Annotated in this window: 24 protein-coding genes and 1 tRNA gene; 12 read left to right on the top strand and 13 right to left on the bottom strand. The window is 71.5% G+C overall.

Annotated elements, in window-relative coordinates; all coding sequences use genetic code 11:
• Window positions 1–92: 92 nt before the first annotated feature.
• Window positions 93–626, top strand: a complete 534-nt coding sequence (locus ABTY40_RS18650; protein ID WP_352060506.1) for a hypothetical protein — start codon at window positions 93–95, stop codon at window positions 624–626.
• A 556-nt stretch (window positions 627–1,182) separates the two neighbouring features.
• The gene (locus ABTY40_RS18645; RefSeq protein WP_352060505.1) at window positions 1,183–1,629 is read left to right on the top strand and encodes an SMI1/KNR4 family protein; all 447 of its coding nucleotides are present in this window, start codon (window positions 1,183–1,185) and stop codon (window positions 1,627–1,629) included.
• Between the two features lie 148 nt (window positions 1,630–1,777).
• Here the strand turns inward: ABTY40_RS18645 and ABTY40_RS18640 are convergent.
• Window positions 1,778–1,854, bottom strand: a tRNA-Thr gene (locus ABTY40_RS18640).
• Between the two features lie 182 nt (window positions 1,855–2,036).
• Here ABTY40_RS18640 and ABTY40_RS18635 point away from each other — a divergent pair.
• From ABTY40_RS18635 to ABTY40_RS18625, 3 genes are all read left to right on the top strand, one after another.
• Complete coding sequence (locus ABTY40_RS18635) at window positions 2,037–3,134, top strand: ABC transporter ATP-binding protein (RefSeq protein WP_352060504.1); 1,098 nt, start codon at window positions 2,037–2,039, stop codon at window positions 3,132–3,134.
• A 223-nt stretch (window positions 3,135–3,357) separates the two neighbouring features.
• Complete coding sequence (locus ABTY40_RS18630) at window positions 3,358–3,771, top strand: hypothetical protein (RefSeq protein ID WP_345278828.1); 414 nt, start codon at window positions 3,358–3,360, stop codon at window positions 3,769–3,771.
• 50 nt (window positions 3,772–3,821) lie between these two features.
• Window positions 3,822–4,538, top strand: coding sequence for a nucleotidyltransferase family protein (locus tag ABTY40_RS18625; protein WP_352060503.1), 717 nt, complete (start codon window positions 3,822–3,824; stop codon window positions 4,536–4,538).
• A 111-nt stretch (window positions 4,539–4,649) separates the two neighbouring features.
• Here the strand turns inward: ABTY40_RS18625 and ABTY40_RS18620 are convergent, their stop codons facing one another.
• From ABTY40_RS18620 to ABTY40_RS18595, 6 genes are all read right to left on the bottom strand, one after another.
• Complete coding sequence (locus tag ABTY40_RS18620; RefSeq protein ID WP_352060502.1) at window positions 4,650–6,245, bottom strand: DoxX family protein; 1,596 nt, start codon at window positions 6,243–6,245, stop codon at window positions 4,650–4,652.
• A gap of 108 nt (window positions 6,246–6,353) precedes the next feature.
• Window positions 6,354–7,310, bottom strand: coding sequence for a 23S rRNA (guanosine(2251)-2'-O)-methyltransferase RlmB (rlmB, locus tag ABTY40_RS18615; protein WP_352060501.1), 957 nt, complete (start codon window positions 7,308–7,310; stop codon window positions 6,354–6,356).
• Between the two features lie 105 nt (window positions 7,311–7,415).
• The gene (gene cysS, locus ABTY40_RS18610) at window positions 7,416–8,816 is read right to left on the bottom strand and encodes a cysteine--tRNA ligase (RefSeq protein WP_352060500.1); all 1,401 of its coding nucleotides are present in this window, start codon (window positions 8,814–8,816) and stop codon (window positions 7,416–7,418) included.
• A 64-nt stretch (window positions 8,817–8,880) separates the two neighbouring features.
• Window positions 8,881–9,390, bottom strand: coding sequence for a 2-C-methyl-D-erythritol 2,4-cyclodiphosphate synthase (gene ispF, locus ABTY40_RS18605; protein WP_309050136.1), 510 nt, complete (start codon window positions 9,388–9,390; stop codon window positions 8,881–8,883).
• Window positions 9,380–10,129 carry a 2-C-methyl-D-erythritol 4-phosphate cytidylyltransferase gene (ispD, locus tag ABTY40_RS18600; RefSeq protein ID WP_352060499.1) on the bottom strand — a complete coding sequence of 250 codons (750 nt, stop codon included), beginning with the start codon at window positions 10,127–10,129 and terminating at the stop codon, window positions 9,380–9,382. Before ispD ends, ispF begins: the two co-directional genes overlap by 11 nt.
• Before the next feature lie 376 nt (window positions 10,130–10,505).
• Window positions 10,506–10,988: a CarD family transcriptional regulator gene (locus tag ABTY40_RS18595; protein WP_003953493.1), complete on the bottom strand. Its 483-nt coding sequence runs from the start codon at window positions 10,986–10,988 to the stop codon at window positions 10,506–10,508.
• Window positions 10,989–11,694: 706 nt separating this feature from the next.
• Between ABTY40_RS18595 and ABTY40_RS18590 the strand changes: the two genes are divergently transcribed.
• Window positions 11,695–12,327 (top strand): copper chaperone PCu(A)C domain-containing protein, encoded by a 633-nt coding sequence (locus ABTY40_RS18590; RefSeq protein WP_352060498.1) that lies wholly within the window; start codon window positions 11,695–11,697, stop codon window positions 12,325–12,327.
• 299 nt (window positions 12,328–12,626) lie between these two features.
• Here ABTY40_RS18590 and phoP read toward each other — a convergent pair whose 3' ends face one another.
• Both phoP and phoR read right to left on the bottom strand, forming a co-directional pair.
• Window positions 12,627–13,298: a two-component system response regulator PhoP gene (gene phoP, locus ABTY40_RS18585; RefSeq protein ID WP_466728736.1), complete on the bottom strand. Its 672-nt coding sequence runs from the start codon at window positions 13,296–13,298 to the stop codon at window positions 12,627–12,629.
• 5 nt (window positions 13,299–13,303) lie between these two features.
• Window positions 13,304–14,539: a two-component system sensor histidine kinase PhoR gene (gene phoR, locus ABTY40_RS18580; RefSeq protein ID WP_345278843.1), complete on the bottom strand. Its 1,236-nt coding sequence runs from the start codon at window positions 14,537–14,539 to the stop codon at window positions 13,304–13,306.
• A gap of 262 nt (window positions 14,540–14,801) precedes the next feature.
• Here phoR and phoU point away from each other — a divergent pair, with 262 nt between their 5' ends.
• Together phoU and ABTY40_RS18570 are read left to right on the top strand one after the other, a co-directional pair.
• A complete protein-coding gene (gene phoU, locus ABTY40_RS18575) occupies window positions 14,802–15,482 on the top strand; it encodes a phosphate signaling complex protein PhoU (protein WP_352060497.1) in 681 nt (226 codons plus the stop codon).
• A gap of 92 nt (window positions 15,483–15,574) precedes the next feature.
• Window positions 15,575–15,727 carry a hypothetical protein gene (locus ABTY40_RS18570; protein ID WP_352060496.1) on the top strand — a complete coding sequence of 51 codons (153 nt, stop codon included), beginning with the start codon at window positions 15,575–15,577 and terminating at the stop codon, window positions 15,725–15,727.
• Between the two features lie 111 nt (window positions 15,728–15,838).
• Here ABTY40_RS18570 and ABTY40_RS18565 read toward each other — a convergent pair whose 3' ends face one another.
• The gene (locus ABTY40_RS18565; protein ID WP_352060495.1) at window positions 15,839–16,312 is read right to left on the bottom strand and encodes a GNAT family N-acetyltransferase; all 474 of its coding nucleotides are present in this window, start codon (window positions 16,310–16,312) and stop codon (window positions 15,839–15,841) included.
• Window positions 16,313–16,399: 87 nt separating this feature from the next.
• Here ABTY40_RS18565 and ABTY40_RS18560 point away from each other — a divergent pair, with 87 nt between their 5' ends.
• Both ABTY40_RS18560 and ABTY40_RS18555 read left to right on the top strand, forming a co-directional pair.
• Complete coding sequence (locus ABTY40_RS18560) at window positions 16,400–16,882, top strand: hypothetical protein (RefSeq protein ID WP_352060494.1); 483 nt, start codon at window positions 16,400–16,402, stop codon at window positions 16,880–16,882.
• Between the two features lie 562 nt (window positions 16,883–17,444).
• A complete protein-coding gene (locus ABTY40_RS18555; protein ID WP_352060493.1) occupies window positions 17,445–17,945 on the top strand; it encodes a YfbM family protein in 501 nt (166 codons plus the stop codon).
• Between the two features lie 126 nt (window positions 17,946–18,071).
• Here the strand turns inward: ABTY40_RS18555 and ABTY40_RS18550 are convergent, their stop codons facing one another.
• On the bottom strand, window positions 18,072–18,509 hold the full coding sequence (locus ABTY40_RS18550) for a hypothetical protein (protein WP_352060492.1): 438 nt from the start codon (window positions 18,507–18,509) through the stop codon (window positions 18,072–18,074).
• Window positions 18,510–18,898: 389 nt separating this feature from the next.
• The gene (locus tag ABTY40_RS18545; RefSeq protein WP_352060491.1) at window positions 18,899–19,660 is read right to left on the bottom strand and encodes a phosphoglyceromutase; all 762 of its coding nucleotides are present in this window, start codon (window positions 19,658–19,660) and stop codon (window positions 18,899–18,901) included.
• 125 nt (window positions 19,661–19,785) lie between these two features.
• Here ABTY40_RS18545 and ABTY40_RS18540 point away from each other — a divergent pair, with 125 nt between their 5' ends.
• Window positions 19,786–21,207 carry an MDR family MFS transporter gene (locus tag ABTY40_RS18540; protein WP_352060490.1) on the top strand — a complete coding sequence of 474 codons (1,422 nt, stop codon included), beginning with the start codon at window positions 19,786–19,788 and terminating at the stop codon, window positions 21,205–21,207.
• A 27-nt stretch (window positions 21,208–21,234) separates the two neighbouring features.
• On the opposite strand, the gene ABTY40_RS18535 is transcribed toward ABTY40_RS18540, so the two are convergent.
• The gene (locus tag ABTY40_RS18535) at window positions 21,235–22,140 is read right to left on the bottom strand and encodes an MBL fold metallo-hydrolase (protein ID WP_352060489.1); all 906 of its coding nucleotides are present in this window, start codon (window positions 22,138–22,140) and stop codon (window positions 21,235–21,237) included.
• A gap of 95 nt (window positions 22,141–22,235) precedes the next feature.
• On the opposite strand from ABTY40_RS18535, the gene ABTY40_RS18530 reads away from it, so the two are divergent.
• Window positions 22,236–23,195: an AraC family transcriptional regulator gene (locus ABTY40_RS18530; protein ID WP_352060488.1), complete on the top strand. Its 960-nt coding sequence runs from the start codon at window positions 22,236–22,238 to the stop codon at window positions 23,193–23,195.
• The last annotated feature ends 17 nt before the right edge of the window (window positions 23,196–23,212 follow it).

The raw sequence follows: 23,212 nt of genomic DNA, 5'->3' as shown, positions 1-23,212 counted from the left end.
CTCTGTAGTGCAGCTGCATCCCTTCACTAGATCCACGCTCTGATCGGCAAACAGCGCGAATTGGGCCAGGGTGGCAACTATGGTCGGGTGTCATGGATGCGGGGATAGCTGCCATCGGCGGCGCTTTGGTTGGAGCGGTGGCAGCTCTTGGGACTGCGGCCCTTGCAACGTGGGCCCAGCGCGCAAACGCGCAGGCGACGGTGAGGTCTGAACATCAGAAAGAACTCCGGCATCCCAGGCGGGAAGCATATGGCAGGTTGATTCCTGTTGGGATGCAGTTGGCAGAACGCGCAGCAGGGGACTTTATTTGGATTGAGGACGCGGCCCGCTCTGACGCCTTGGAGCTTAAAGGGCCGATTGACGAAAGCTGGCTTGAGATCAGCCTGCTTGGCCCTCCCCTTGTGACCTCCAGTGCCACTGAGGTTCATCGTCATGCACACGTTGTGTTCGACCATCTTTGGCAGTTGGAATCCTATATGCAATCCACAGGGAGAGACGATGAGGATCTCGTAGATCGGCTGTCAACCGAATTGGGCGAATCATCCGCAAAGTTGAGGGATGCCGTGTTGGCGTTCTCACGCACCGCGCAGATCGCACTGGAAGCGACTGGGCTCGAGCAGCACTGAGCTTGGCGCCCTTCAACTGCAGTCAACTCCCCAGCGGTGAGCCTTTTTAGTTTGGCCACCAATTGGGTGAAGCGGGTTGCCGACCACGTATCTCCTCAGCTCCCATCCCGTCTGCCGTCGACCCACACACCGTGGAGCAGGCGCGGTGCCGGGCGTCCAGGTGGAGCGCGCCACTGTACGAACGACCTGGACGCCCGGTGCCGTGTCTGCTCGGCTCTGCCTGGGTCGATGGCAGACGGGATGGGAGTCCCCACCTCCACCACGACACCGCCCGCAGACGCCCGCGGCCCCCTGCCATCCCGGAGCCTGAGCGCCCCCGCCGGAGGCATCGTCTTGAGCCGCACTCGCGTACCGCCTCGGCCACCTCGCGGGTTCGTCGCCCATCAACCCGAGCCGTCAGGCGTGCGGCCGGCGGCCCGGCTGGAGCGGGGCGCAGACAGGAGCGCAGGCCCGGGCGACGGGCCGCGCGCGCCGCGCTGTGCGCGGCGGGTGCCTTGATGAAGTAGAGAAAGTCTTACCGCACTGCGATCAAGTGCTCGCCCTCATGGCTCCGCTCGTGGGACCCCGACCCGTCCAGGGCGTCCCGGAGCCGAACGCCGAATGCCCCGGCCATGCGCTCCTCGACCTCTGTCGACGTCAGCCACTCGACCACGACTCGTCCGACGTCCGTCCGGTGACCGGAGCGACCATCCCGCGTCAACTCGCCTCGGCCGAGGACGAGGCACCGTACTGGCCGGCGGGCGTGCTGCCGATCCTCGACTGGGGCTGCGCCATGTACGCCGCGGTGGACTGCCTCAGCGAGACCGCCACGGTCCTCCTCTTCGACCCGAACGCCATGACGGACGACGGAGCCGCCGCCTGGTTCGTCGATGCCGCGAGCCTGGCCGAGTGGCTCGAAACCTGGCTCGCGGGAACGGGGTGGTACCGGGAAGACGCCGACGAGCACGAAGACGCGGCGGAGCCGACCCCGTGGGAGATGGCCGCCTCCCGGATCGCGGAGTGAACTAACCGCAAGGTGACCGCTGAGCTCGCTCGATGGAGCGACCCCTCACACGACGGCATCCGAGGCTTGGCCACCCGCGACCGTCCCCGTTGATGTCACCCGGAGATGTCGAAGACCCCCGACCAAGATCGGTCGGGGGTCTTCGCCCTGGAGCCCCCTGTCGGGTTCGAACCGACGACCCCCGCTTTACAAGAGCGGTGCTCTGGCCAGCTGAGCTAAGGAGGCAGCGAGTGAAGTGTAACCAACCCCGTCCCCCCGGCGGTCGGAAATCTCACCACCTCGCGCCTACTGACAGAACGGGTCCGGGCAGGTAGCGTCGCCTGGAGTTCACCCTGGTGGACTAGACCTCAATCCTTCCTTTACTCGGATCGTCCGGCACGTTCCTGCCGGTGAAGGGATTCATCACCATGGCTTCTGTCACCTTCGACAAGGCGACCCGCATCTACCCGGGCGCCGACAAGCCCTCCGTCGACCAGCTCGACATCGAGATCGCCGACGGCGAGTTCCTCGTCCTCGTCGGGCCCTCCGGGTGTGGCAAGTCGACCTCGCTGCGCATGCTCGCCGGTCTCGAGGACGTCAACTCGGGCGCCATCCGCATCGGTGACCGGGACGTCACGCACCTGCCGCCGAAGGACCGGGACATCGCCATGGTGTTCCAGAACTACGCGCTGTACCCGCACATGACCGTCGCCGACAACATGGGCTTCGCGCTCAAGATCGCCGGCGTCAACAAGGCCGAGATCCGCGCCAAGGTGGAGGAGGCCGCGAAGATCCTCGACCTCACCCAGTACCTGGACCGCAAGCCCAAGGCGCTCTCCGGCGGCCAGCGGCAGCGCGTGGCGATGGGGCGGGCGATCGTGCGGGAGCCGCAGGTGTTCCTCATGGACGAGCCGCTGTCGAACCTCGACGCCAAGCTCCGCGTCTCGACCCGTACGCAGATCGCGAGCCTGCAGCGCCGCCTCGGCATCACCACGGTCTACGTCACCCACGACCAGACCGAGGCCCTCACCATGGGCGACCGCGTCGCCGTGCTGAAGGACGGTCTGCTCCAGCAGGTCGACTCGCCGCGCAACATGTACGACAAGCCCGCCAACCTCTTCGTCGCCGGCTTCATCGGCTCCCCCGCCATGAACCTGATCGAGGTCCCGATCACCGACGGCGGCGTGAAGTTCGGCAACAGCGTCGTCCCCGTCTCGCGCGACGCCATCGCCGCCGCCTCCGCCAAGGGCGACACCACGGTGACGGTCGGCGTCCGCCCCGAGCACTTCGACGTCTCGGGCCCGACCAGCAAGGACGGTCTCGCGGTGATCGTGAACGTCGTCGAGGAGCTCGGCTCCGACGGCTTCGTCTACGGCTCCACCCGCGTCGACGGCGAGGACAAGGACCTGGTGGTCCGCGTCGGCGGCCGTGACGTGCCCGCCAAGGGCTCCACGCTGCACGTCGTGCCGCGCGCCGGCGAGCTGCACGTGTTCTCGACCTCCACGGGCGAGCGCCTCAGCGGCTGACCGGCCCGGTGAACGACCGCCCCCCCGGGGGTGAACGGACGGCCCCGCATCCGCCACGGATGCGGGGCCGTCCGTTTAAACGGGCGTACCTCGGAAAACCCCGGCATTCGGGGCCCGCAGGGCCTCCCGGCGTCAACACGGAATTCGAAAAACCACGTCGAACGATCCCCCGCGAGAGTGACTAAATGTCTCCATGTCACTACCGAACGCTACGCTCGCCTCCGTGACGCACACTGCCCGCCGAATCGGCCGCTCTCTCGCCCTCGTCCTGCCCGTCGTCCTGGTGCTCTCGGGAACGCTCGCGGTGTCCGCCGTTCCGTGGGCCGGCCAGGACCCCACGACCCAGATGCTGACGGCCTCCTCCTCGGAGGTCTCCTCGCCGGCGAAGTCCCGTGCCCCTCAGGACGTTCTCCGCGAACAGCTCCTCGCGGAGCTTCAGGAGAAGGACCCGGGCGTCGCCCTCACCCACCTCCAGCGCGCGGTGGAGAACCGGCCCTCGCTCGCCAAGCACTGCATGTCGATCGCCCGTGCCCTCGGCCGCGCCGCCGTCGACTACTACGGCCCGACCCGCGCCCAGTCCTTCTCCCGCCCGGTCTGCGACACCTCGTACGCGTCCGGCGTGATGCGCGCCGGCTGAGTCGGCGAACTGAGCGCCTGCCCGCGTACGGGAGCCCTATCGTTCCCCGTATGCACACCACTCCGACGCAGGCCGTGGTCCTGGCGGGCGGCCAGGGCTCGCGACTGCGCCCCTACACCGACGACCGCCCCAAGCCGATGGTCGAGATCCCGGGTACCGGGACCCCGATCATCGGCCATCAGCTTTCCTGGCTGGCCGCAGAAGGCGTGACCGATGTGGTCATCTCCTGCGGTCATCTCGCCGAGGTGCTCCAGGAGTGGCTCCGGGACGCGGAACTGCCCCTGAAGGTGACGACGGTCGTCGAGACCGAGCCCCTGGGCCGCGGCGGCGGCCTGAAGTACGCCGCTCGCCACCTGCCCGCGCCCGACGAGCCCTGGTACGCCACCAACGGCGACATCTGGACCCGCTTCTCCCTGCGCGAGATGGCCGCCTTCCACGCGGAGCGGGACGCCACCGCCACCCTCGCGCTCGCCCGCCCGCGCATCCCGTGGGGCGCCGTCGAGACCGACACCTTCGGGCACATCACCGACTTCATCGAGGCACCGCCGTCGCCGTTCCTCATCAACGCCGGCGTGTACGTCTTCTCCGCGGCCTTCACGGACCTGCTGCCCGACCTCGGCGACCACGAGCGGACCACCTTCCCCCGCCTGGCGCGCGAGCGGCGCCTCGCCGGCTTCCCGCTGCCCCAGGGGGCGTACTGGAGGGCCATCGACACCGCGAAGGACCTCACCGAGGCGGCCAAGGAACTCGCCGCCCCGACCTCCTGAGACCCGTCGCCCGGTCCCGCCCCGGCCCGCACCTGAGCCCCCCCCCCGCATCGCAGAGGGCGGCACCGCGCCCCCGCGCGGTGCCGCCCTCTTCCCGGTCCGTCCCGGCCGTCAGCCCAGCAGGCCGCCGATCGGGTTGCGGGCGCCGCCGCCCGTGCTCGCGTCCTCGGTCGGGGTCTCCTCGCCCGTCGAGCCGGTCGACCCGCCGCCGTCGCCGCCGCCGGTCGTGCCGCCCGTCGTGGACGGGGCGTCGCTGGTGGACGGCGGAGGCGCCGGGCGGGACTCGGTGGGGGTACGGGTCGCGGTGCCGCCGCCGTTGGTGGAGTCGGTGGTGGCGGTCGGCCGGCGTTCCTCCGTCCGGGTGGACTCGCGGCTGGTCTCGGCCGGCCGGGCGGTCTCCTCCTCCGCCGCCTCCGTCGCGCGGCGCTCCTCGCGCCGCGGTTCGGTGCTCGCGGACGGGGTGGGCCGGGTCGGAGGCGGGCTGGACGGGGTGTCGCGCGGGGGCTCGGTGGGGAGCGGGCGGCCGGGCAGGTGGTTGATCGGGTCGTCGTTGGGGCCGGGGACGGTGACCGTCTCGGTGGAGCGGACCGCGCCGCCGAGGACGGAGCCGACGAGGAGCGTCAGGCCCACGACGACGGAGGCGGCGAGGAGCCCGCGGCGCAGGACGCGGCGGCGCAGGTCCCAGATCTCGGCGCGGGGGCCGAGGGTGCGCCAGGCCTCGCCGGCGAGGCGGCCGTCGACGGAGTAGACGGGGGCGCCCGCGATGATCAGCGGCGACCAGGCGGCCAGGAAGATGAAGTCGGGCGCCTCGTAGACGGGGACGGTCCTCCAGCTGACGGTGAGGATCAGCGCCGCGGAGAGCAGGGCGCCGCCGACCGCCGCCACCCGCTGCCAGAGGCCGAGGACGGTGAGGACACCGACGACGACCTGGAGGAAGGCGACGGTGAGACCGGCGCCGACGGGGTGCTGGAGGGCGAAGTCCCGCAGCGGCTCGGCCAGCGGCCACGGGTGGAGCGCATTGAGCCACTTGACCATGGAGCCGCGCTCGCCGCCGTCGAAGTAGACGGGGTCGGACAGCTTGCCCATGCCGGCGTAGATGGAGATGAAGCCGAGGAAGACGCGCAGCGGAAGCAGGACGACGCCCAGGTTCATCCGGCGCCCCGGGTAGTAGGCGTGCCGGACGGCGTCGGTGCCGTGCCGCTGCGGGGGCCGGGCGCCGGGCCCGTGCTCGTCCCCGTACGGCTCCGGCGTCTCGGGCCGCGGCTCGTACACGTCGTCGTAGGCGCCCTCGGCCCGGCGCATCGGCGGCAGCAGCGGCGCGGACTCGGCGGGCACCACGGGGGTGGGCATGGTGTCGTCGATGCGGGGGATGGCCTGGGTGGTGGCCGGCTCCAGGGTGGAGACGGCGCCCGCGGCGGCCGAGGACTCGCGGACGGCCTGGAGGAGTCCGGTCGTCCCGGGGGCGGACTTCCCGGTCCACACGACGGGGCGGCGGCGCGGGGCTCCCGCGCCGGGGGCCCCTCCCGCTCGGGCGAGCGCGGCGACGCGCGGGTTCGCGGCGAACTTCGGCTGCTGGGCCGGCGCGAGCCGCACACGGAAGCTGGCGTGGTTCACGATCACCTGGGCGGGATCGGAATCCACCTTGACCATGCTCAGCGCGGGCTGATCGTCGAACCCCGGCCGGGGCGTTCTGGTGTCCACACTCATCTAACCGAGTGATCTGGGTTTAGGACACTGCCTTGACGGCTCGGAAATGTCCGAGACCCGTCAAGATCACGCCATGGCCGGGGCCGCGCGGGTGCGGCGTGGCCGGTGTCAGCCCATGCGGCGGCGGGCCGCCTCGTAGAGCACGACACCGGCGGCGACACCGGCGTTCAGCGACTCGGCGCCACCCGGCATCGGGATGCGGACGAGGAAGTCGCAGGTCTCGCCGACGAGCCGGGAGAGGCCCTTGCCCTCGGACCCGACGACGATGACGACGGGGCCTTCGAGCGCCTCCAGCTCGTGGACCTCGGTGTCACCGTCGGCGGCGAGGCCGACCACGGTCAGGCCCGCCTTCTGGTACTGCTCCAGGCAGCGGGTCAGGTTGGTGGCGCGGGCGACCGGGGTGCGGGCGGCGGTGCCGGCCGAGGTCTTCCAGGCACCGGCGGTCATGCCGGCGGCGCGCCGCTCGGGGACGACCACGCCGTGGCCGCCGAAGGCGGAGACGGAGCGGACGACGGCGCCGAGGTTCCGCGGGTCGGTGACGCCGTCGAGGGCCACGATCAGCGGGTCCTCCTGGTCGTCGAAGGCGGCCGCGGCCAGGTCCTCGGGGTGCGCGTACTCGTACGGCGGGACCTGCAGGACGAGGCCCTGGTGGTTGAGGCCGTTCGTCATGCGGTCCAGCTCGGGGCGCGGCGCCTCCATGATGTTGATGTTGCCGCGGCCGGTGGCGAGGCTCAGGGCCTCGCGCACGCGCTCGTCGTTGTCGATGAACTGCTGCACGTAGAGCGTGGTCGCGGGCACGCCGTCGCGCAGCGCCTCGAAGACCGGGTTGCGGCCGACGACCATCTCCGACTGGCCCTTGCCGCCGCGGCGGGCGATGGGCTTGCGCTTGGCCGCGTTGCGGGCCATCGCGTTGGAGACGCGGTAGGCCTTGTGGCCCTTGCGGTTCTCGGCCTTGGGCGTCGGGCCCTTGCCCTCGAGGGAGCGGCGCCGCTTGCCACCGCTGCCGACCGTCGCACCCTTCTTGTTGGACGTGCGGCGATTCCTGCGCTGGCTGTTCCCGGCCATGACTACCCGTTTCCTCTACTGCGTGAGCGAAGCCTGTGAGCCTCTGAGTGAAGCCTGTAAGTGAAGTGTGCCGTCCGGGGCTCCGGACGGCACATTCATCAGCGTCTAGCGGTTGCCCAGCGTCCAGCGGGGCCCGTCGGGTCCGTCCTCGACGGCGAGGCCGGACCGGTTGAGCTGGTCGCGGATCGCGTCCGCGGTCGCCCAGTCCTTGCGCTCGCGGGCCGACTCGCGCTGTTCGAGCACGACCCGTACGAGGGTGTCGACGACGCCGTGGAGCTCCTCGCCGCCACCGGACTCCTCGGCCCAGTGCGGGTCGAGCGGGTCCAGGCCGAGGACGCCGAGCATGGCACGGACCTCGGCGAGGCGGGCGATGGCCCCGTCCTTGTCGTCGGCGGCCAGGGCGCTGTTCCCCTGGCGGACGGTGGTGTGGATGATCGCGAGGGCGTGCGGGACGCCCAGGTCGTCGTCCATGGCCTCGGCGAAGGAGGGCGGCACCTCGGCGGCGGGGGCGACGGTGCGCCCGGCCTTTTCGGTGGCGCGCTGGACGAAGCCCTCGATGCGGGCGAAGGCGGCCTCGGCCTCGCGCAGGGACTCCTCGCTGTACTCGATCATGGACCGGTAGTGCGGGGTGCCGAGGTAGTAGCGCAGGACGATCGGGCGCCAGTTCTTGACCATCTCGGAGACGAGCACGCTGTTGCCGAGCGACTTCGACATCTTCTCGCCGCTCATGGTGACCCAGGCGTTGTGCACCCAGTACCGGGCGAAGTCGTCGCCGAAGGCCTTCGCCTGGGCGATCTCGTTCTCGTGGTGCGGGAAGATCAGGTCGAGGCCGCCGCCGTGGATGTCGAAGGCGGAGCCCAGGTACTTGTGGGCCATGGCCGAGCACTCCAGGTGCCAGCCGGGGCGGCCGCGCCCCCAGGGCGTCTCCCAGTCGGGCTCGCCGGGCTTGGTCGCCTTCCACATGGCGAAGTCGCGGGGGTCGCGCTTGCCGGTGATGCCCTCCTCGGCGGGCTGCCGCAGGTCGTCGAGGTCCTGGTTGGACAGCTGGAGGTAGCCGGGGAAGGAGCGCACGTCGAAGTAGACGCTGCCGTCGGCCTCGTAGGCGTGGCCGCGCTCGATGAGGCCGCGCATCATCTCGATCATCTCGGGGACGTGCCCGGTGGCGCGCGGCTCGTAGGTGGGCGGCAGGCAACCGAGGGCGTCGTAGCCCGAGTTGAAGGCCCGCTCGTTCGCGTAGCCGATGGCCCACCAGGGGCGGCCCTGGTCGGCACCCTTGGCGATGATCTTGTCGTCGATGTCCGTGACGTTCCGGACGAAGGTGACCTCGTAGCCGCGGTACTCGAACCAGCGGCGCATGATGTCGAAGTTCAGGCCGGAGCGGATGTGCCCGATGTGCGGGGCGGCCTGCACGGTCGCGCCACACAGGTAGATCGAGACGCAGCCCGGCGTGAGCGGGGTGAAGTCACGGATCTGCCGGGCGCTGGTGTCGTACAGGCGAATAGTCACGGGTCCAGGGTAGTGGGCGGGCGGCAGTGCCCCGCGACCGATTCCCGGTCGCGGGGCACGATTTTCACCGCCCGTCCGGCCGCACGCGGTACACCAGTGCGGTCGCGAGGGCCGCGAGGCCCTCGGCGCGGCCGGTCAGACCGAGCCCGTCGGTGGTCGTGCCGGAGACGGAGACGGGCGCGCCGGCGGCGTCGCTCAGCGCCTTCTGGGCCTCGTCGCGGCGCTTGCCGATCTTCGGGCGGACGCCGACGACCTGGACGGCGATGTTGCCGATCTCGTATCCCTCGGCGCGGACGATGCGGGCCGCCTCGGCGAGGAGGGTGACGCCGGAGGCACCGGACCACTCGGGACGCGAGGTGCCGAAGTGGGCGCCGAGGTCGCCGATGCCGGCGGCGGAGAAGAGGGCGTCGCAGGCGGCGTGGGCGGCCACGTCACCGTCGGAGTGCCCGGCGAGCCCGTACCGCTCGTCCTCCCAGAGCAGGCCGGCGCACCAGAGTTCGCGGCCCTCCTCGAAGGCGTGGACATCGGTGCCGATGCCCGTACGGGGGACGAGGGGGAGCTGGTCAGAAGCCATCGTTGGCCCTCCTGCGGGCGAGTACGGCCTCGGCGAGCACGAGGTCGAGCGGGCGGGTCACCTTGAACGCCTCCTCGTGGCCGGGCACGACGACGACGGGCGCGCCGAGCTTCTCGACCATGCCGGCGTCGTCCGTGGCGCCCTCGCCGGTGAGGGCGACGGTGGCGTGGGCGTTCACCAGCGTGTCGCGGTCGAAGCCCTGCGGGGTCTGGACGGCGCGGAGGCGGGCGCGCGGCGGGGTGGCGACGACCTGCTCGGGGTCACCGGACCTCTCGGCCGGCTCGACCTCCTTGACGGTGTCGGCCACGGGCAGCGCGGGGACGACCGCGACGGCCCCGTCCCGTACGGCCTCGATCACGGCGTCCACGGTGTCGACGGGGACGAGGGGACGGGCCGCGTCGTGGACGAGGACGGTGGTGATGGCCTCGGGCAGCGCGTCGAGACCGAGGCGTACGGACTCCTGGCGGGTCTCGCCGCCGGGGACGACCAGGTAGTCGGTCCTCTCGGGGAGGGCGTGGGCGTCCAGGAGGTTCTTGACCTCGGTCGCGCCGTCCGGGGGCGCGACCACGACGACCAGGGAGACCGCCCGCGAGGCGGCCATCGCGCGGACGGCGTGGATGAGCATGGGGGTGCCGCTCAGCGCGCGCAGCGCCTTGGGGGCGCCGGGGCCGAGGCGTACGCCCCGTCCTGCGGCCGGGATCACCACGGCGGTACGACGGGGACGCGCTTCGTCTGACATCGGTTGCACTCCGGCAGGTTTGTTTCCGCGGCCGACATGGGTATGGCCTCACCGTGCCGGACGCGCCGCCTTGACCGGGCCCTTTCCGTGACGACGGTCGAGGCGATGCCGCGTGGGCACAGGGGTTCGTACGTGAAGCAGTTCAGGGGGTGCGGGTTTCTTCGGCGGGACGCGACCGCGCCGGTGTGGGTACCGTCGCGCTCACGGTTCGCGTGCGCCCCCGTGCGAACGCGAACATGCCGCAGCGCCCGGCGGGCGCACTGTGTGGATCACAGTACGCCCGACGGGCACCGCGGCATCGCTTGTTCGCGAAACGCGTACGGGCCGCCGGTGGTACGTGCTCGGAGCACGTGCCGGGGCGGGCCCGCGACGCGTCTCAGGACGCGAGGACCTCGTCGAGGAGCGCCTCGGCCTTGTCCTCGTTGGTGTTCTCCGCGAGGGCCAGCTCGCTCACCAGGATCTGGCGTGCCTTCGCCAGCATGCGCTTCTCACCGGCGGAGAGACCGCGTTCGCGCTCACGCCGCCACAGATCACGTACGACCTCGGCCACCTTGATGACGTCGCCGGAGGCGAGCTTCTCGAGATTTGCCTTGTAGCGACGGGACCAGTTCGTCGGCTCCTCTGCGTACGGTGCCCGCAGCACCTCGAAGACCCGGTCCAGCCCGTCCTGCCCGACCACGTCGCGCACTCCGACGAACTCCGCGTTGTCCGCCGGCACGCGAACCGTCAGGTCGCCCTGCGCGACCTTGAGCACCAAGTAGGTCTTGTCCACGCCTTTGATCTGGCGAGTTTCGATGGCCTCGATCAGCGCGGCCCCGTGATGGGGATAGACCACGGTGTCGCCAACCTTGAACGTCATGTGACAGGTACCCCTTCCGTGGCTATCCAGGGTAACACGGATTCAGCTTCTTCTGAATGGCGTTTTCGCAGGTCAGGGCATATCTCGGGGCTTGACAACAGCGATGCGGACGTGCTGCGGCGGGCTTCCGGAAGGAGGTATTCGCAGGTCGGGACGGCTGCGTGGACGGAGAGAAACGCGCACGTTACAGGCGCGCGGAGGCCGCCGGGGGCACGACGATGACCCGTTTTGTCCGGTTCGGAGTGGCCTTCTTCACGTACTCCGTTCGAGGATCGGTCACCCGTACGGGTGCATCTGGCGGTGATTCCCGAATTGATCAACGGCTACCGGTCGGTGTTTTTCCCGGGGGACGACGATGAGAATGCGGTGACCGCCACCGAATTGATCAAGACGGTTATGTGAACAGCGGGTCAATGCGGCGTGATCCGGCCACCGGCCGACGGGCCCCCGGCCGGGGTCCGGGCGGGCGCGGCGGCGGGCCCGGACGGCGGTGTGACGGGGCGGGGGGACGGGACGGGGTGACGGACGGCGGGCGGCGCGTACGGGTGGCCGGGTACCGGGACCGGGAGGGCCCGTCCGGTTAAGGGGCGGGTCGGGTGCGGGACGGAGAGTAGGGGTCGGTAACCTAAGCGCGCTGACACACCTGAGCCGGTCCCCAGCTCCACAGTCCTAAGCCCGTCCGTACGTCCTAGGAGTTGCCGCCGCCGTGAGCCGCAGCCTTCGACGCGGCGCCCTCGCCGCCACCGCCATCGTGTTCTCGATCGCCGCGCTGTCCGCCTGTGGTGCGGGCAACGACGCACAGACGCTCGGCGTCCGGCCGGACAACGCCGCCGTCTCGGTGGACGACGTCAAGATCCAGAACGCGGTCGTCATCACCCAGCCCACGCCCGGCGTGAAGGGCCCGGCCGTCGTCTCGGCCACGGTCTTCAACAACGGCGGCCAGGACCAGACCCTGGACGCGATCACGCTGCCCGGCACCACCGCCACCGTGAAGCTGAAGCCCGCCGAGGGCACCGGCCCGGTCACCGTCCCGGCCGGCGGCTCCGTCGTCATCGGCGGCGAGGGCAATGCCACCGCCGTGATCGAGAACGGCACCGAGGCCGCCAAGAACGGCGACGCCCAGAAGGTCGTCTTCAAGCTCAGCAAGACCGGTGACGTGGCCCTGGAGGCCTTCGTCGTCCGGGGCAGCGGCTACTACAAGGGCTTCGGCCCCAGCGAGGTCCCGGCCCCGCCGTCGGCCACCCCGACCGCCTCGGCGACGCCGGGCGGCGAGCACGGTGCGGAGCACGGCGGCGAGTCCTCCCCGTCGGGCGAGGCGAGCCACGCGTCCGGCCACTGAGCCCGGCGAGCAGCGGTACGTGAGAAGGGGCGCCCCCGGGAGGGGGCGCCCCTTCTGCGTGCGCGCGAGCGGTACGGGCCGGGCGGGGGTACGGGGCGGGGCCGTGCCCGGAGCGCGGGCGGGGCCGGCGGTGGCGGCCGTCGCCGGCGCGTACCGCTCGTGGCGTGCGGACCGCCACGGCCCGCCGCCCCCGGTGACGGGCACCCGCGTCCACCCGTCAAGGGTCACGGGTGACCCTTGACGCCCTCGGCTCGGGTCGGCCCGCGCCGTACGGCCTCACGCGGCGTACCGCCTACGGCCTACGGCTCGAACTTGTAGCCCAGGCCCCGGACCGTCACCAGGTACCGGGGCGCGCCCGGGTCCGGTTCGATCTTGGCGCGCAGGCGCTTGACGTGGACGTCGAGGGTCTTGGTGTCGCCGACGTAGTCCGCGCCCCACACCCGGTCGATCAGCTGCATGCGGGTCAGCACGCGGCCCGCGTTGCGCAGCAGCATCTCCAGCAGGTCGAACTCCTTCAGCGGCAGGTCGACCTTGCCGCCCGCGACCGTCACCACGTGGCGGTCGACGTCCATGCGGACCGGACCGGCCTCCAGGGCCGCCGGGGTGACCTCCTCCGGCTCGCCGCGGCGGCGCAGGACCGCGCGGATGCGGGCCACCAGCTCCCGCGAGGAGAACGGCTTCGTCACGTAGTCGTCGGCTCCTATCTCCAGGCCGACGACCTTGTCGATCTCACTGTCCTTGGCGGTCACCATGATGACCGGCACGTTGGAACGGCCGCGCAGCTGGCGGCACACCTCGGTGCCGGGCAGGCCGGGGAGCATCAGGTCGAGGAGGACGAGATCCGCTCCGTTGCGCTCGAACTCGTCGAGGCCGTCGGGCCCGGTCGCCGCGACGGCGACCTCGAAGCCTTCCTTGCGGAGCATGTACGACAGGGCGTCGCTGAAGGATTCCTCATCCTCGACGACGAGCACTCGGGTCACGGAAGGACCTCCGGGGCAGGGAGCGGTTCGGTCATGAGATCGGGGGTGGGAGAAGAAGCGGCGGCGGACCTGCGGTCCCGTCCGGCGCCCGCCTCGGGCAGCCGCAGGGTGAACGTGGAGCCCTGACCCTCGGTGCTCCAGACGGTGACCTCCCCGCCGTGCGAGGCGGCCACGTGCTTGACGATGGCCAGCCCCAGTCCCGTACCGCCGGTGGCACGGGAGCGGGCCGGGTCGACCCGGTAGAAGCGCTCGAAGATCCGCTCGCGGTCCTTCTCCGAGATGCCGATGCCCTGGTCGGTCACGGCGATCTCGATCAGGTCCCCGCCCGGCGCCGCGACGCGCCGGGCGGCGATGCCCACCCGCGTACGGGCCGGTGAGTAGTTGACGGCGTTCTCGACGAGGTTGCCGAGGGCCGCCGCGAGCTGGCCGCGGCTGCCCCAGACGTACAGGCCCGCGGCTCCGCCGGAGGCCATGGTGATCTGCTTGGTGGAGGCGGTGTGCCGGGACCGGTCGACGGCCTCGGCGACCAGTTCCTCCACGGACACCGGCTCGGAGTCCTCCAGCGGGTCGTCGTTCTGCACCCGCGAGAGGTCGATGAGTTCCTGGACCAGGTTGGTCAGCCGGGTCGCCTCGATCTGCATGCGGCCGGCGAAGCGGGTGACCGCCTCGGGGTCGTCCGAGGCGTCCATGACGGCCTCGGAGAGCAGGGAGAGCGCTCCGACGGGGGTCTTGAGCTCGTGGCTCACGTTCGCGACGAAGTCGCGCCGTACCGCTTCGATGCGGCGGGCCTCCGTCAGGTCCTCGACCAGGAGCAGCACGAGCCGCGAGCCGAGCGGGGCGACCCGGGCGGAGACCGCGAGGGCCTCGCCCCGTCCGGTGCCGCGCCGGGGCAGGTCCAGCTCGACCTGTCGTATCTCGCCGTCGCGGCGGGTGTCGCGGGCCATGTTGAGCATGGGCTCGACGGCCAGCTTCCCGCCCCTCACCAGGCCGAGGGCGTACGCCGCCGAGCTGGCCTTCACCACGGAGTCGCTCTCGTCGAGGACGACCGCGGAGGAACGCAGCACGGACAGCACCGTGTCGACACCGGGCGGCAGCACGGCGTCGGTGTGCAGGGAGCTCCGGGTGGGCCGCGCCTGGTCGCGCTCGCTCCAGCGGAACGCCAGCATGGCGATCACGCCGGTGCACACGCCGGCGATCGCGGCCAATGCGGCGACCGCCGCGTTCACGTCCATGCCTCCAGGTTATGCGGGGGCACGGACACTCTCCCAGCCGTCCGAGCGGCTGCTCGAACAGTCGTCGCCCAGAGTTCACCGTGGAGACGGGGGTGGTTCATTTGGTCCGGAGGAGGTGGCGGTCCGGGTCGCCCAGAGTTCACCTGGGGGAAAGTACGGGTTCATGTGAGGGGGTGGAACCGGACGCGTACGGGCCGGACCGTGGGAACGTGGGGCCGAGCCCCACCCGGACCCCTGAGGCATTGCGTAGAGAGGGACATCGATGCGGGACGCGTACCACGAGGAACTGGATTCGATCGGTGAGGGCCTGGTCGAGATGGCCCGGCTCGTCGGGTCGGCGATCGGACGCGCCACGACGGCGATGCTCGACGCGGACCTCAAGCTCGCCGAGAGCGTGATCGCCGGCGACCAGAAGATCGACGACCTCCAGCACGACCTGGAGGCGCGGGCCATCGCGCTGCTCGCCCGGCAGCAGCCCGTGGCGACGGACCTGCGGATCGTGGTGACCTCGCTGCGGATGAGCGCCGACCTGGAGCGCTCGGGCGACCTGGCGCAGCACGTGGCGAAGCTGACGCGGCTGCGGTTCCCGGACCGCGCGGTGCCGAACGACCTGCACGCCACCATCCTGCAGATGGGGCAGCTGGCGCAGCGCCTGATGGCGAAGGCCGGCGAGGTCATCATCACCAAGGACGTCGACCTGGCGCTCCAGCTGGAGCAGGACGACGACGAGATGGACCTGCTGCACCGGACGCTGTTCCAGCACCTGATGGACGACCGGTGGAAGCACGGCATCGAGACGGCCGTCGACGTGACGCTGCTGGGCCGCTACTACGAGCGGTTCGCGGACCACGCGGTGTCGGTGGCCAAGCGCGTCGTGTACCTGGTGACGGGCGAGCACGCGGACGAGCTTCAGCACTCGGACACGCCGGTGGAGGGCGCGTAGGAGCGCGGGGCTCCCGTGCGCCGTTGATGCGCCGGTGCGGGTGGGCATGCAATGGGGGGAGAGACGATCCGCGTCTCGTGAGGGAGGGACCCATGGCCGATTCCCCGATCACGACCGACTCCTCGGCGCAGGCCCCGCAGGGGACGGTTCTGCTGCCCGTGCTCGGCGCCTGCGGGTGCGGCTCGGGCTGCGGCTGCGGCTGCCAGTCGGGCGGGCCGTGCCAGTGCGGCGGCTGCACCGGCTGACGGAAACGCCGGGGGCGGGGGCGCGGCGGTGGGCCGGGCCTCCGCTCCGCCGTGGCGGGGGGCTTGCGTCACGGGGCGGCCCCGCCCCGGCGCCGGCCCCGGGTCCCGGTGTCAGAGGGCCAGGACGCCCACGGTCTGCCGGCCGCTGACCTCGCCCGTGGGGCGGAAGCCGAGGCGTTCGTAGAAGGAGCCGGGCCCGTCGTCGCCGGGCTCCCAGGTGACGTACATCCGGGGGGCACCACGGCGCCGGAGTTCGTCCCGCACGGCCTCCACGGCGAAGCGCCCGTACCCCTTGCCCTGCGCGTCGGCGGCGATGTTGAGCCGCCAGAGGCCGCTGCGCCGGTCGGCGGGGTCGGTGTCCGGGTTCCAGGGAAGGTCGAGGAAGGCCATCAGGAAGCCGACGGTCCGGTCACCGTCGACGATCAGCCTCGGCCAGGCGGCGTCCCCGGCGGCGTACGCCTCGGCGAGGGAGCGTTCGACGGGGGCGACGTTGTTCTCCTGGTGGGGGTGGACGCGGAGCGCGAGCGCGGCGTCCACGTTGGCGAGGGTGATCTTCTCGATCCGGGGCGAGGGTGACGTGGTCATGTCGTGGACGCTAGTGATCGCCACCGGCCGGGGCACGCGCTTTACCGCGTTGCCGTCGCGGCGGACCGCCGGGTAGAAACGCGGGCGATGACGATCTTCCACTGCGCCGCCTGCGGCCTCCGCCTGACGGGCCCGCTCTCCCTGCTCCCCGCGGTGCCGGAACGCCCCTCGTACGACGGCCTGCCCGTCGACGGCGTGCGCCGGGCCCCGAGCACCGTGCCGCGCGGCCACTACGCGGTCGACCCGGACCCGACGGGCGCCCCGTTCGTGCCGGCCGAGGACCAGGACGACTGCGTCCCGGCCTACCCCGGCGGCCCCTCGATCGTCGAGGACGGCGTCGAACTGGTCGCCGGCGGCCCCCGCGACACCCTGCTGCTCCACCCCGAGGACATGCCGTCCCTCGTCCCCCACCCCACCGGCGAATCCGGCTGCTGCGGCCTCCCGGGCAACCGCGGCCCGAACCTCGCCTGCCGGTGCGGCGCCCCGATCGGCACGGAGATGTCGGAGTGCTGGACGCCGTACGAACTCCACTTGGTGCCGGGGGCCGTGACGGAGACTCAGGCGACGTGAGCGGACGGCGGGAGCTTCTTCGGGCAGGATCGCCCTCTCACGGCCCGGACACGGCCCGGCGGCCGACTACTTCTGCTTCTTCTTGGCCTTGCGCTTCTGAACCTCGTAGGAAGACCACTCGCCGCGGTGACGGTCGCACCTGGACGCTCCCACCATCGCGAGGCGCTGACACCGGGTCCCCTTCTGCGTGCGCGCTCCGCACTTGGACTGTGTTCGAGCCACTGCTCCTCCTGGTGCCGTCGGACGGACAGACCAGCCGAGTGTGCCGAGCGCTCCCGACTCCGCGGAAGGCGCATGTAGGTGCATGCCTCTCGCCCTGGAAGCACTGGGGCGCACGGGGGCTGAGGCCGCCTCTTCAGGAGAGAGGGAGGGCGATCTTTAGGCTGACCTGCGTAGACGCCGCTGGAGCTGATCGACACCGTAGAGCCCGACAGTGCCCCTCGTTCCCCGTGGTTCCCCGCACGGTCTGGCACGGATGTGGCACAGTCCCAGACGGCGCCTGTCGGTGCCTCGGGACAGCCCTGAGCAGCCAAGTGTCAGTGGCCCTGCCTAGCATCCGGCCATGAGCATGATTGGTGAGTACTTCCGTGTGACGGCGGCCGAGCTAGGGCGCTCGATGGACGACCCGGACTGGGCTCTCGACTACATCGATGAGATCCGGGACCTCGAGGAAGAGGCTGAACCCTCGCCGGCCATGGCCCGTCATTTCTCCACGTACCAGACGTGGCACCTCTTGGGCTTCCTCTTGAAGCGCTCCGGTTTTCCGGTCGACGTCATCCATGGGGAAGAGGCCTTGGAGAAGGCCGACGACTGGGGGTACGGCCCACCGCGCTACCTCACCACGGATCGGGTTCGCTTGGGCGCCGAGGCTCTGAGCGGCTTGACGTATGACCAGCTTCTCAACGGAGTCGACCCCGCAGAACTCAATACGGCGGAGATCTACCCACTGATCTGGGACGACCACGCCTCACTGGAGTGGGCCAGGGACTGGTTCGCCGGCCTGACCGAGTACTTCAAGGCAGCTGCCCGAGAAGGACACGCAGTCATCATCTGGCTGGACTGACTGTGGGCCCGCTTGGAAGCCAGGCCGCAGTTGATCCGTAGCCCGCGCCGACTTCTTCGTCCCGAAGCAACTCGGGGGGTGGCGCTGCATTGGGCTGGTGCGGCTCCTGCCTCCGCTGCGCCCTGATCAGCTCCGAGACACCAGCTCGATCGTCACGGGTGCCGCTGATTCAAGGTCGATCGTGTCTCCGTCGTCCTCGGAAAGAGCCTCGTCCGGGTAGTCGGCCGGCACGACGACCAGCATCGTGTGAGGGCGGGGAAGCCAGCCGACATCCTGCGGAGGGTCGTAGCGGCCGATATCGATGATCCGCACCAGCGTCTCGGGTATGCCTACACGGCAGATGTCATCGACGTGCAAGTTCCATGGCTCAGGATCAGTCTTGAACAGGCTCAGGGTCCAGTCTGAAGAGTCGGGCGACATCCCGAAGGCCCTCCGCCCGTTCCACTTGAACTGAGAATGCGGATCGATCTCGGCCCATGGCCACTCAACCGAGGCGTGAAAGCGGGACACCTCCACCACTCGGCCTTCCGCCGACGGGCAGCTGACTCGCAGAACGTCGCCCACCTGGAACTCGTGATGTGGTTTGTGTGTGCCCATGGTTGCCCCTGCCGTCGCTCGCGCCGAGAGTTGCACCGTACCGACCGCCTCTTCTGAAACCTGCCCAGGCTCCCGTCCCGTCTGCCGGAGCGCCCCCGCCTGAGGCAACGTCCTGAGCCGCACTCGCATACCGCGCCTCGGCGCCATCGTGGGTTCGCCGCCCCTCAACCCGAGCCGCAGGCGTGCGGCCCGGCGGCCGGGCTGGAGCGGGGCGGAGACAGGAGCGCAGGCCCGGGCGACGGGCCGCGCGCCACTACCGAGCGGCCCCACCGTACTGACGGCCCCAGACGGCCCATGGAACGAATCAGCCCCCTCCCGGCGGAGAAACCGCAGGCAGGGGGCTTACTGGCGTCCGCTTACTTCTTCTTGCCCTGGTTCTTGACCGCCTCGATCGCGGCCGCCGCCGCCTCCGGGTCGAGGTAGGTGCCGCCCGGGGTGACGGGCTTGAAGTTCTCGTCGAGCTCGTAGGCGAGCGGGATGCCCGTGGGGATGTTGAGGCCCGCGATGTCGGCGTCCGAGATGCCGTCCAGGTGCTTCACCAGGGCGCGCAGGCTGTTGCCGTGGGCGGCGACGAGGACCGTGCGGCCGGCGAGGAGGTCCGGGACGATGCCGTCGTACCAGTAGGGGAGCATCCGCTGGACGACGTCCTTGAGGCACTCGGTGTTCGGGCGCAGCTCCGGCGGGATCGTCAGGTAGCGGGCGTCGTGGGCCTGGGAGTACTCGCTGTCGTCCGAGAGCGGCGGCGGCGGGGTGTCGTACGAGCGGCGCCACAGCATGAACTGCTCCTCGCCGAACTCGGCGAGCGTCTGGGCCTTGTCCTTGCCCTGCAGGGCGCCGTAGTGGCGCTCGTTCAGGCGCCAGGAGCGGTGGACCGGGATCCAGTGGCGGTCCGCGGCCTCGAGCGCGAGCTGCGCGGTGCGGATGGCGCGCTTCTGGAGGGAGGTGTGCAGGACGTCGGGCAGCAGGCCGGCGTCCTTGAGCAGCTCGCCGCCGCGCGTCGCCTCCTTCTCGCCCTTCGGGGTGAGGTTCACGTCCACCCAGCCGGTGAACAGGTTCTTCTCGTTCCACTCGCTCTCGCCGTGGCGGAGGAGGATCAGCTTGTACGGTGCGTCGGCCATGCGGTCGAGCCTAATAGACGGCCGGTGATTGACGCGCGTCGTCAATTCGCTGGCGTCCGGCGGATGAGATGCGTAAGTTACGGAAGGCAGTAGAGGGACTTACACACCGCAGGGGGCCACCACATATGTCCATCGACTCACTCAGACGATCGGCCCGCGCGACGGTCTCGGGTCTCCCCCCGGGCTTCTGGTGGCTCTGGCTCTCGACCCTGGTCAACCGGACCGGCGCGTTCGTCCTGACCTTCCTCTCCCTCTACCTGACCGTCGAGCTCGGGCACTCCGCCTGGTTCGCCGGTCTCGTGGTCGCCCTCCACGGCCTCGGCGGCGTCGCCGGTTCGCCGCTCGGCGGCGCGCTCACCGACCGCTGGGGCCGGCGGCCCACCATGGTCACGATGCACCTGCTGGCCGCAGCCTCCGCCGCCGCGCTCGCCGTCGTCACCAGCGCCTGGGGCATCGCTGTCGTCGTCCTCGTCATGGGCGTCGCCATGCAGGCGGTCCGGCCGTCGATCAACGCCACCATCGCCGACATGGTGCCCGCCCACGACGTGCGCCGGGCGTACGCCCTCAACTACTGGGCCCTGAACCTGGGCTTCGCCATCGCCTCCATCGGCGGCGGCGCCGCGGCCTTCCTCGGCTACCGCACCCTGTTCGTCGTGGACGCGGTCGCCACCGTCCTGTGCGCCGTGATCGTCTTCCTCCGCCTCCCCGAGACCCGGCCCGAGGCCGCGGTCGACCACCGGGGCGAGAAGATCGCCGAGCCCAAGGTCTCCATGCTGACCGTGCTCCGCGACGCGCCCTTCCGGACCCTGGTCCTGCTGAACCTGCTCGTCTGCCTGGTCTTCACCGCGCCCTGGATCGGCCTGCCGCTGACCATGGCCGAGCAGGGCCTCTCGCCCTCCTCGTACGGTGTCGTCATCGCCGTCAACGGCATCGTGATCGTCGGCTTCCAGCTGCTCGTCAACAGGCTGACCGACAAGCGCTCGCCGGTGGTCCTGCTGACGCTGTCCTCGCTCCTCTTCGCCGTCGGTACGGGCGCCACGGCGCTGGCCGGCTCGTCGGTCGCGTTCGCCGCGACCGTGATCGTGTGGACGATCGGCGAGATGATCCACGTCCCGACCAACGCCGCCGCCACCGCCCGCCTCGCCCCGGAGCACGCCCGGGGCCGCTACCAGGGCGTGATGGGCATGTCGTGGGCGGTGGCCGGTTTCGTCGCCCCGATCGGGGCCGGTGCGATCGTCGACGGGCCCGGACCCGACGTCCTGTGGGCCGTGACCTTCGGGATCGGTGTCCTCGCCGCCGTCGGTTACACCCTGCGGCTGCGCACCGCCCTGGGCGAGGAGGAGCCGGAGAGCCGGCAGACGGCTTCCGAGACCGGGAACACCGTGGACGCCGGCGGGCCGGAGGTCCGGAAGACCGCCCCGGAAGACGAAAGGCCCGTGGACGGCGGCGGGCTCCCCGCGGTCCCCGCGCCCCGGGACGGATCCGTCACCGGCGAGGGCCCGGGCAAGGAGGAGGCCCGCCGGCCGTCCTCCCCCGTCGCCACCTGACCGTCCTTCACCGTGACGGCCGGGCGCTCACGGGCGTCCGGCCGTCACGGTGAAAGCACCACCCTCCCGGCGCACCTCGGCCACGCCCGTCCCGCCGAAGTGCGCCGGCACCACCAGTTCCCGCTCGTCCGCCGCCCGTTCCAGGACGCGGCGGCGGCTCACGGCCGCCTGCCCCGCGTCCAGGCAGAAGCAGCTGTTCCGGGCCGGATCGAGGATCTGTACGGGGCTGTGCAGCAGGTCCCCGACGAAGACGGCCCGCTCCCCTCCGGACGCCAGTCGCAGGACGGCCGAGCCGGGGGTGTGGCCGGGCGCCGACTCCAGGGTGAGGTGCTCGTCGATGCGGTGGACGCCGTCCCACAGCACCGCCTGCCCGGCACGGTGGACGGGCGCGACGCTGTCCTCGTACACGTACCGGTCGTCCACCCGCAGCCCGCCGCCGTAGGCGTTGCCGGGGCCGAAGTGGGCGTCGTCGGCCGCCGGCAGCAGGTACTGGGCGCGGGGGAAGGCCGGCACCCACTCCCCGTCGTCCGCCGCCCGCGTGTTCCAGCCGACGTGGTCGGCGTGGAGGTGGGTGTTGACGACGACGTCCACGTCCTCCGGGCGGACGCCGGCCCGTTCCAGCAGGCCCGGGAAGTCGCCCCGCCAGTGGTGGAACTGCGGCGAGCCGGGCCGCTCGCGCCCGTTGCCCACCCCCGTGTCGACCAGGACCGTCCGCCCCGCGCTGCGCAGCACCCACGTCTGCAGCGCCATCACCGCCCGGCCGGTCGCCGGGTCCCAGTGGTCCGGCGCGAGCCAGTCCGCGTTCTCCTCCCAGGTCTCCGCCCCGGCGCCGGGGACGAGCTCCCCGGCCGGCGCGAAGGGCCCCTGCCACTCGACCACCCGCAGGACCTCGACGTCCCCGAACACCATCCGCTGTGTGCTCTCGCGTTCCATGCTCCCGACCCTAGGAAGCCCACCGCGAGCCTCTCAATGCCCGTACGGCTCCGGGACATACGCGAGCGTCTCACCGCCCCGCATACCCTGGCGCGATGGATGTGGTGAGCGACGCGATCGCGGCCGTACGGACCGGGCGGCCCTCCTCCCGGCGGGTACGGGTCCAGGGCCGCTGGTGCGCCCGCCTCGCGCCCTACGAGGGCGCCGGATTCCACGTCGTCCTGGAGGGCCGCTGCTGGCTGCTGCCCGACGGCGGAGAACCGGTCTCCCTCGGCCCGGGGGACGCCGTCCTGCTGCCGCACGGCACCGGGCACGTCATCGCCGACGCGCCCGTCGACGCGGCGGGGCTCCGGCGGGCCGTGCCGTTCGAGCGGTGGGACGGAGGAAAGGGGTGGGCGGAGCAGGAAGGGCGGGAGGGGCGGGAGGGGCCGGACCCGGACCGTGACGGACACCGGGCCGGCTCGCCGGTGGAGATGCTGTGCGGCAAGTACCGGCTCGACCGCAGCCGCGCCCACCCCCTCCTCGCCGAACTGCCGCCGCTCGTCCACCTCCCCGACCTCCCCGGGAGTTCGCCGGAGCTACGGGCCGCGATCGGGCTCCTGGGGCGGGAGGTGGACGAGCGGCTTCCCGGCTCGGGGATCGCGCTGCCGAGCCTGGTCGACCTGCTCCTCGTCTACATGATCCGGTCCTGGGCGGCGCTGAACACCGGCGGGAGCTGGCCCGCCGCCCTCGGCGACCCGGTGACCGCCGCCGCGCTCCGGGCCCTGCACGGCGATCCGGCCGCGCCCTGGACGGTGGGGCGGCTGGCCGCCGAGGCCGGCGTCTCCCGGCCCACGCTGGCCCGCCGCTTCACGGCGCTCGTCGGCCGGCCGCCGATGGCGTACCTGACGTGGTGGCGGCTCACCCGGGCCGCCGCGCTGCTCCGGGAGACGGGCGAGCCGCTGGAGGCCGTCGCCCGCCGCGTCGGCTACGGAACTCCGTACGCGCTGTCGCACGCCTTCCGCCGGGAGTTCGGCACCACGCCCGGCCGGTACCGGGCGGCTACCGGAGGCTGACGTATCGTCAGGTCTGG

Source organism: Streptomyces sp. NPDC126503 (genome assembly GCF_040302405.1).
Lineage (GTDB): Bacteria > Actinomycetota > Actinomycetes > Streptomycetales > Streptomycetaceae > Streptomyces > Streptomyces gulbargensis.
This window is presented reverse-complemented; position numbering and strand designations above follow the sequence as displayed.

Bases quoted from the DNA above. Each gene is read 5' to 3' on its own strand.
- ABTY40_RS18540 (WP_352060490.1), top strand. From the start codon at position 19,786: ATGTCCATCGACTCACTCAGACGATCGGCCCGCGCGACGGTCTCGGGT.
- rlmB (WP_352060501.1), bottom strand. From the start codon at position 7,310: ATGGCCGGGAACAGCCAGCGCAGGAATCGCCGCACGTCCAACAAGAAG.
- phoR (WP_345278843.1), bottom strand. From the start codon at position 14,539: ATGGACGTGAACGCGGCGGTCGCCGCATTGGCCGCGATCGCCGGCGTG.
- ABTY40_RS18545 (WP_352060491.1), bottom strand. From the start codon at position 19,660: ATGGCCGACGCACCGTACAAGCTGATCCTCCTCCGCCACGGCGAGAGC.
- ABTY40_RS18560 (WP_352060494.1), top strand. From the start codon at position 16,400: ATGACGATCTTCCACTGCGCCGCCTGCGGCCTCCGCCTGACGGGCCCG.
- ABTY40_RS18650 (WP_352060506.1), top strand. From the start codon at position 93: ATGGATGCGGGGATAGCTGCCATCGGCGGCGCTTTGGTTGGAGCGGTG.
- ABTY40_RS18625 (WP_352060503.1), top strand. From the start codon at position 3,822: ATGCACACCACTCCGACGCAGGCCGTGGTCCTGGCGGGCGGCCAGGGC.
- ABTY40_RS18565 (WP_352060495.1), bottom strand. From the start codon at position 16,312: ATGACCACGTCACCCTCGCCCCGGATCGAGAAGATCACCCTCGCCAAC.
- ispD (WP_352060499.1), bottom strand. From the start codon at position 10,129: ATGTCAGACGAAGCGCGTCCCCGTCGTACCGCCGTGGTGATCCCGGCC.
- ABTY40_RS18535 (WP_352060489.1), bottom strand. From the start codon at position 22,140: ATGGAACGCGAGAGCACACAGCGGATGGTGTTCGGGGACGTCGAGGTC.
- ABTY40_RS18555 (WP_352060493.1), top strand. From the start codon at position 17,445: ATGAGCATGATTGGTGAGTACTTCCGTGTGACGGCGGCCGAGCTAGGG.
- ABTY40_RS18570 (WP_352060496.1), top strand. From the start codon at position 15,575: ATGGCCGATTCCCCGATCACGACCGACTCCTCGGCGCAGGCCCCGCAG.
- ABTY40_RS18530 (WP_352060488.1), top strand. From the start codon at position 22,236: ATGGATGTGGTGAGCGACGCGATCGCGGCCGTACGGACCGGGCGGCCC.
- ispF (WP_309050136.1), bottom strand. From the start codon at position 9,390: ATGGCTTCTGACCAGCTCCCCCTCGTCCCCCGTACGGGCATCGGCACC.
- ABTY40_RS18620 (WP_352060502.1), bottom strand. From the start codon at position 6,245: ATGAGTGTGGACACCAGAACGCCCCGGCCGGGGTTCGACGATCAGCCC.
- phoU (WP_352060497.1), top strand. From the start codon at position 14,802: ATGCGGGACGCGTACCACGAGGAACTGGATTCGATCGGTGAGGGCCTG.
- ABTY40_RS18595 (WP_003953493.1), bottom strand. From the start codon at position 10,988: ATGACGTTCAAGGTTGGCGACACCGTGGTCTATCCCCATCACGGGGCC.
- ABTY40_RS18635 (WP_352060504.1), top strand. From the start codon at position 2,037: ATGGCTTCTGTCACCTTCGACAAGGCGACCCGCATCTACCCGGGCGCC.